This window comes from Longimicrobium sp. (assembly GCF_036554565.1).
GTDB lineage: Bacteria > Gemmatimonadota > Gemmatimonadetes > Longimicrobiales > Longimicrobiaceae > Longimicrobium.
The window spans coordinates 1-6,347 of the sequence record NZ_DATBNB010000878.1 but is presented as its reverse complement, the minus strand read 5'-3'; the positions used below and the strand labels follow the sequence as shown (position 1 = coordinate 6,347).

Annotated in this window: 6 protein-coding genes; 3 read left to right on the top strand and 3 right to left on the bottom strand. The window is 72.3% G+C overall.

The window, feature by feature from the left end; translation table 11 throughout:
* Positions 1 to 611 (bottom strand): DsbA family protein (locus VIB55_RS24565; protein WP_331879326.1); only part of this gene is annotated, 611 nt, incomplete at its 3' end.
* Between the two features lie 142 nt (positions 612 to 753).
* Between VIB55_RS24565 and VIB55_RS24560 the strand changes: the two genes are divergently transcribed.
* Both VIB55_RS24560 and VIB55_RS24555 read left to right on the top strand, forming a co-directional pair.
* Positions 754 to 1,518, top strand: a complete 765-nt coding sequence (locus VIB55_RS24560) for a hypothetical protein (RefSeq protein ID WP_331879325.1) — start codon at positions 754 to 756, stop codon at positions 1,516 to 1,518.
* Positions 1,515 to 1,730, top strand: coding sequence for a hypothetical protein (locus VIB55_RS24555; protein ID WP_331024308.1), 216 nt, complete (start codon positions 1,515 to 1,517; stop codon positions 1,728 to 1,730). The genes VIB55_RS24560 and VIB55_RS24555 overlap by 4 nt, the downstream gene beginning before the upstream one ends.
* 595 nt (positions 1,731 to 2,325) lie before the next feature.
* On the opposite strand, the gene VIB55_RS24550 is transcribed toward VIB55_RS24555, so the two are convergent.
* Both VIB55_RS24550 and VIB55_RS24545 read right to left on the bottom strand, forming a co-directional pair.
* Positions 2,326 to 3,108 (bottom strand): gamma-glutamyl-gamma-aminobutyrate hydrolase family protein, encoded by a 783-nt coding sequence (locus tag VIB55_RS24550; protein ID WP_331879324.1) that lies wholly within the window; start codon positions 3,106 to 3,108, stop codon positions 2,326 to 2,328.
* A gap of 130 nt (positions 3,109 to 3,238) precedes the next feature.
* On the bottom strand, positions 3,239 to 4,699 hold the full coding sequence (locus tag VIB55_RS24545; RefSeq protein ID WP_331879323.1) for a diguanylate cyclase: 1,461 nt from the start codon (positions 4,697 to 4,699) through the stop codon (positions 3,239 to 3,241).
* 354 nt (positions 4,700 to 5,053) lie between these two features.
* Here VIB55_RS24545 and VIB55_RS24540 point away from each other — a divergent pair.
* Positions 5,054 to 6,347, top strand: a 1,294-nt coding sequence (locus tag VIB55_RS24540) for a glycoside hydrolase family 3 N-terminal domain-containing protein (RefSeq protein ID WP_331879322.1), incomplete at its 3' end; no start/stop codon positions are given.

Sequence of the window (6,347 nt, the reverse complement as noted above, 5' to 3'; positions counted from 1 at the left end):
GTGCCGCCGACACCCAGCGAGGTGCCCAGCTGGAACGACTCCGACACTTCCTTCTGGAACTTGTCGGAGCGCAGGCACTGGGTGAAGGCGCGCACGTCCAGCCCCTCGGCCTCGGCGTACTCGATGAAGGTGCCGTCGGCGCCGTCGGAGTTGGACCACTGGCTCTGCCCGCCGAACACGCGGTCGTGGTAGGGCCAGAACTTGTTCTGCTCGTTGGCGCAGCGCCCCGCGCGCGAGGCCAGCACCGCGTTCTGGTGGATCTGCGTGAGCGGAAAGTCGTACCAGACGAAGCGCACGGTGCCGTTGTCGATCCACTCCTGCAGCAGCGGCTCGGAGAACTGGGCGAACTTTCCGCAGCCCGGGCACTGGAAGTCGGCGAACTCGAAGATCACCACCGGCGCGTCCGCCCGTCCCTTGCTGATGCCGGGAACCCGGTTCAGCTGGTCGGGCGCCATGACCACGGGGCTCAGCGTAGTGGCGGGGTTGCCTCCGCCGCCGCCCATCTGCCGGAAGAGCAGGAAGGCGCCGCCCAGCGCGACCACACCCAGGATCGCGTAGAACGGCAGCATGTTGGAGCGCCGGGGCCGGGGCTGGGGCGCGGGACGGGGCACGGTCTTCCTCCGGATGCGTGTGCGACTGCTCGTGTGCGGACGGCAAACAATAACCGCCGCGCCGCGCCGCGTGCAAGCCGCCGCCGGAACGCTCCTTGCGCTCGTGCGCAACCCTAACGCTCTCCTCATCCAGGCGGAACGGATGGACATCAGGATGGTTCGCGGGCGCGAGTCCCGCGCATGGCTTTGGGTTACGGTGCTGGCGCTGTCGTCGATGCTGCTGCTGGTGGCGGCCGCGGTGTTCGGCGACAGCACCATGAGTTCCAAGCGAAAGGTGGGGGCCCTGGCCGGCTTCGGCGCGGACCGCGCGCCGGTGCTGCCCATGGAGGCCCAGCTGTTCGAATCGCTCCTGCCGCTCGACACGCGCGAGCTGGGCCGGCTCGTTCACCTGACGGCCACCTCCGAAAGCCGGCAGCGCAACCTGGCGGTGTGGGTGCGCACGGCCAACGGGCGCCGCATCCTGGTACGCTTCGAGCCCGAGCCGCCGCCCGGCGCCCTGCGCTCGCTGGGGCCCGGTTCGCGGCTGGAGGTGAACGGCTACCTGCAGCGGATTTCGCGCGCCGAGTTCGACATGTGGATGGACACGCTCGGCGTGCGCATCCCCCGGCCGCGCCCCGGCACCAAGTTCGGCGACGTGCCCGACAGCGGGTTCGCCAAGATCGACTCGCTGTTCATTAAGGATTTCTACGTGTCCGTGCGTCCCGAGGGGCTGCGCGGGGTGCGCTCCACCACGGAGCTTCGCCCTGACACGTCGCTCGCCACGCCAGCCTTCCCGGCGGTGCCGGGCGTCGAGGGCGGCGCGGCGGCGGCTCCCGCCGGGGGCGCGGCTGGCGCCACGGGTGCGGGCGCGGCCACCCCGGCGATCGCTCCTCCCCCTCCCGACACGGCGGGGGGCGACGGCGGGTGAACTGGACGCCGTCCGCGCTCGACCGGCTCGAGCGCGCCATGGACGAGGGGGCTCGGATCCAGATGCGGCGCAGGGGAACGGAGATCACCATGGTTCCCTCGCGCCTGCGCCACGACTACGGCGGCGAGATCCTGATCGGGCACCACCTGGGCACCGGCGACCGCGTGGAGGTGCCGCTGGACGAGGTAGACGATTTCGTCGTGCTTGATTGAGCGGTACGGAGATCAGGAGCAGGTGAACCCGACGCACGCCCCACCTGCCGCATCGCGCGATTGTCATCCCGATGGAGCGGCCACTTCAGAGCCAGCCCTCACCCGGTAGCCGGCAGCGACTGAGGGATCCGCCACACACCTCGGGTACCCGCGCCGCCCGTTCCGAAGCACCGATCCGTCCTCCCCCTGTCGACATCGCCCGAGCGCCGAAACCGCACATCATCAACGGCGTCTGATCCCGGTCGCAGCGGTCTGCGGCTGACGTTTCACCTATGGCTCTCGAACGCGGCTGTTGCTCGGCGCTGACGAACGCGATTCCGCAAGCTTACCGGTCCGGTGTTTCCGCCGCGTCGGGGCAACGGGCGGGGTGTGTGGCGGATCCCTCAGTCGCTGCGGTCAACGGTGTACGGGCAGGGTTCGCCCGGGCCGCTCCTTCGGGATGACACTCGCGGCTCACCTCGCGCCCGCGGTCTTTGGGCGACGCCAGTCCTCACTTCGCGCCCGCAGTCCTTCGGTGACGCCAGTCCTCACTTCGCGCCCGCAGTCTTCGGGTGACGCCAGTCCTACCTAGCGCCCGCAGTCCTTAGGTGACGCCTCACCTCGCGCCCGCGGTCTCCATGGCACCGCACGAATCCGCGAACTCGCGTGCCGCCTGGGCGAAGGACCAGAACAGCCGCCGGTCGGGATCGCGCGAATCGCCGGCGGCGCCGTGCGCCTCGCCGCGTTCCGGGTGCCACTGCACACCGCACATCCACGGGTGGTCGATGCCCTCCACCCCCTCGATCACCCCGTCCTCGGCCCAGACGGTGGCGCGCAGCCCGGGCGCCAGGTCGCGGATGGCCTGGTGGTGGAACGAGTTGATGTGAAGCTCGGCCGTGCCGAACACGCGCTCCAGGCTGGACCCGGGCTGCACCCGACCCGCGTGCCACCGCACGTTCCACGGCGCCGCCTGCTCGTGCAGCAGGTCGCCGCCCAGCTCCGAGGGAATGTCCTGGTACAGCGTGCCCCCCAGCGCCACGTTCAGCACCTGGATGCCCCGGCAGATGGCCAGCACCGGCATGCGCCGGCCCAGCGCCTCGTGCACGGCGGCGATCTCCATGGCGTCGCGGGCGGGATTGACGTCGCCCAGCGCGGGATGCGGCGAGTGGCCATAGCGCGAGGGCTCCACGTCTTCGCCCCCGCTCAGCAGCAGCCCGTGGCTGATGGACAGGATGCCGCGCAGTGCCTGGTCCGAGTGCGCGGGGGTGAGCAGGATGGGCGTGGCGCCGGCCGCGTCGAGCGCGGTCAGGTACTGGGCGTTCAGCTGCACCCGCGGCAGCCCGTGCGAGCCGCCGGGCCACATGGTGGTGGTGACGGCGACGAGGGGACGGAACGTCATGGTCTGGCAGTACGGAAGGAGCGAATCGTCTCGAATCAGAAAACCACGACAGCAGGAAAAGCGCCGCGGGTGCCGGGTTCCTCCCCGGCACCCGCGGCGGTGTCGTGCGGCTGGTTCCGCTACGCGGGCTTCAGGCCGCCGCCGCCGCGGCCGCCACGCAGGTGCGGTTGCGCCCGCCCTGCTTGGCCTGGTATAGCGCGGTGTCGGCCAGCGAGATCAGCTCCTCGGCGCTGCCCGCGGCGGACTCGGGCCAGGAAACCACGCCGGCGCTCACGCTCGCCTGCACCCGTGTTTCGCCGAACAGGAAGGGGATGGACGACAGGTGGGCGCGCGCCCGCTCGGCAAAGGCCGACGCACCCGCCGACGGCGTGGCGGGAAGCACCACCACGAACTCGTCGCCGCCCAGCCGGCCGGCGCGGTCGTTGGCGCGCAGCCCCTCGGCGCCCAGCCACTGGCCCAGCGCCCGGAGCACCGTGTCGCCCGCCAGGTGCCCGCAGCCGTCGTTGATCTCCTTGAAGTGGTCCAGGTCCAGCAGCACCACGCTCAGCGGATTTCCCGTGCGGCGCGAGCTGTCCATCTGCTTGCCCAGGTAGCCGATGATGGAGCGGCGGCTGTCGCAGCCGGTGAGCTCGTCGGTGTGCGCCAGGTCGTGAAGCTGCTTGCGCTGGTCCACCAGCTTCTGGAAGAGCTGCACCCGCCCGCACGCCTGAACGATGGCCTCCACCACGCGCTCCGCCAGCTCGGCCGCCTCGTCGCCCAGCAGCGGCTCGTCGACCGTGGACCGCTCCACGAACAAGCCCGTCATCTGCTCGGTGATGGGAAACGGCACCACGATCACCGAGCGCAGCGGCGTGGGCAGACCGCGGCGCTCCCACTCGCCGCGCACCCCGTCGAACAGCGGCGACGTCGCCACGTCGCGCACCACCACCGGGCGGCGCGTGGCCAGCGCCTCGCGCACCTCGGGATACAGGCTCAGCTTCAGCTCCAGCCCGTCCGTGAGCTCGGCCTCGGACGAGGCGGCCACGCGCGCCACGTCTTCGCCCGACTGCACCACCAGCACCGAGCAGCGGCCCACGCCCAGGATCTCGGAAGTGCGCGAGGTGACCAGGTGGAACATCTCGTCGGCCGTCACCACGCGGTTCAGCTCGCGGATCAGGTCGATGGCCTGCAGCCGCATGCGCGCCTGCTCGCGGGCCCGGCGCAGTTCCTGGTTGCGCACCACGTGGCGCTCCACGCGCGCCAGCAGCTCGTCCAGGCGGAACGGCTTCGTGAGGAAGTCCACCGCACCGTCGCGCAGCGCCGACACGGGAAGGGCGCCGTCGTTGGTGGCGGTGATCAGCACGACGGGAATGTCCAGCCAGCGGGGGTCCAGGCGCAGGGCGCGAAGCACCTCCAGCCCGGTCATCTCGGGCATCATCACGTCCAGCAGCAGCAGGTCGGGCGCTTCGGCCGCCTGCTCCAGCAGGTCCAGGACGCCGCGGCCGCTGGTGGCGGTGCGGACGGTGTACCCCGTGACCCGCAGCGCCCGGTCGAGGCCCTGCAGGATGGACGGGTTGTCGTCGGCGACGAAGACGGTGGCACTGGTGGTCATGTGCGTGCTAACTGCCGTACGGGCGCAGGCGCAACGGGCCCGGCGCGCATGAATAGAAGCGGGCGCCGGCCCGAATGCGGGCCGCGCCGGACTTTTGTCGTTCGTTCGGAATCGGGCTGCGCCGGAAGGACTCGGGTGGACGGCCCGGAGAGCGGCGATGCACGCCGCCCAAGCGGAGCGGGCAAGGACCGGACCATCCGTCCTCTCCGGATTCGTGGCTCGCCACGTGGGATTTCGCGCCTCTCCCGAGCCCAACTGAGACAAAGTTGCCGCGCGCTGTGGCGGACGTGCCCCACGCCGGATGCCCGGTCCGGATCGTGCCTTGCTCCTGCGCGTGCCCACGCGCCCGCGCCCGTGCCGCGGTTCACGCAAACGATTGATTTAAACCCGGCGAGTCCCCTGTCGCAATCGTCCATCATTCACCCGCGTTTTCGCGCGCGGTTCACCCGGCTGGCGGCGGCGGCACTGGTGGCGCTCTCCACCGGCTGCCGCGAGGCTCCGTCGCCCTGGGCGCCCGAGCAGGTGACGCGCATGTCCCTGCGCCACAAGGTCGGGCAGATGGTGGCCCCCGCGCTGTACGTCAGGGCCGACGCGCGGATCGAAGCCGACACGGCCCTGGCGCGGCGCTTCGCGGCCGCGCACGTGGGAGGCGTGCGCCTGCTGCCGGGGAGCGCGCCGGTGGCCGCGCGGCGCATCGCCGCCGTGCAGCGCGCATCGCGCCTCCCCCTGCTGGTGATCGGCGACCTGGACCGCGGGACGGGCGGGGCGCTGGCCGGCGCCACGGAGTTCCCTCCCCCGCTGGCGCTCAGCCCCGCGGCCGCGGATTCCGTGCAGGCCGTCGCCACCTCGGCGGCGGCGGAGGCCAGGGCGCTGGGGATCAACTTCGCGCTGCTCACGGCGCCGGGCTTTCCGTATCCCACCGCGGTCCCCGCGCCTTCCGGCCCCGCGGGCGAGCAGGCGTTCGCCGGGTATGCCGAGGCGCTGGCCGGGGCGGGGATGCTGGTGGGCGTCCGGGCGCTGTCGCGGGGCCCGGCGGAAACGGGTGTGCCGATCCTGGGGTGGGACCGGGCGGCGGTGGACGGCATGCAGCTCGGCCCGCTCCGCGACCTGCTGGCGCGCGGGGTGACGGCGGTGAAGCCCGCCTCCATCGTGCTCCCCTCGCTGACCCGCGACACGGTGCCGCTGCCCGAGAACCCGGTGTTCGTGCAGGGCATCCTGCGGCGCGACATGGGTTTCAGCGGGCTGGTGATCGAAGACCTGGCACCGGTGACGCCGCTGGTGCGCCGCTACGGGCCGCACGAGGCGGCGGTGCGCGCGGTGGCGGCCGGGGCAGACCTGCTGGTGGGCGTCGACGACCTCCCCGGCACGGTGAACGCGCTGGTCCGCGCCGTGGAGTCCGGCCGGATTCCGCTGGCCCGCGTGGACGAGGCCGTCCAGCGGGTGTTCGCGGCCAAGGAGAAGCTGGGGCTGGCGCCCGGCCGTCCCGCGGAGGCCGCGAAGACCGAATCGGCCGCGGAGCGGGCGAAGGCCGAACGGGAGCGCGCGGCGGAGGCGGACGCCCGCGCCGTAGCCGCGCACCGCGCCTCGGCCACCGTGCTGGGGCGTGCACCGGCGGAGCTGCTGCGCGGCTGCCGGACGACGGTGCTGC

What these genes read in the sequence shown, in the direction of transcription:
- VIB55_RS24560 (WP_331879325.1), top strand. Translation starts at nt 754, where the DNA reads ATGGACATCAGGATGGTTCGCGGGCGCGAGTCCCGCGCATGGCTTTGG.
- VIB55_RS24550 (WP_331879324.1), bottom strand. Translation starts at nt 3,108, where the DNA reads ATGACGTTCCGTCCCCTCGTCGCCGTCACCACCACCATGTGGCCCGGC.
- VIB55_RS24545 (WP_331879323.1), bottom strand. Translation starts at nt 4,699, where the DNA reads ATGACCACCAGTGCCACCGTCTTCGTCGCCGACGACAACCCGTCCATC.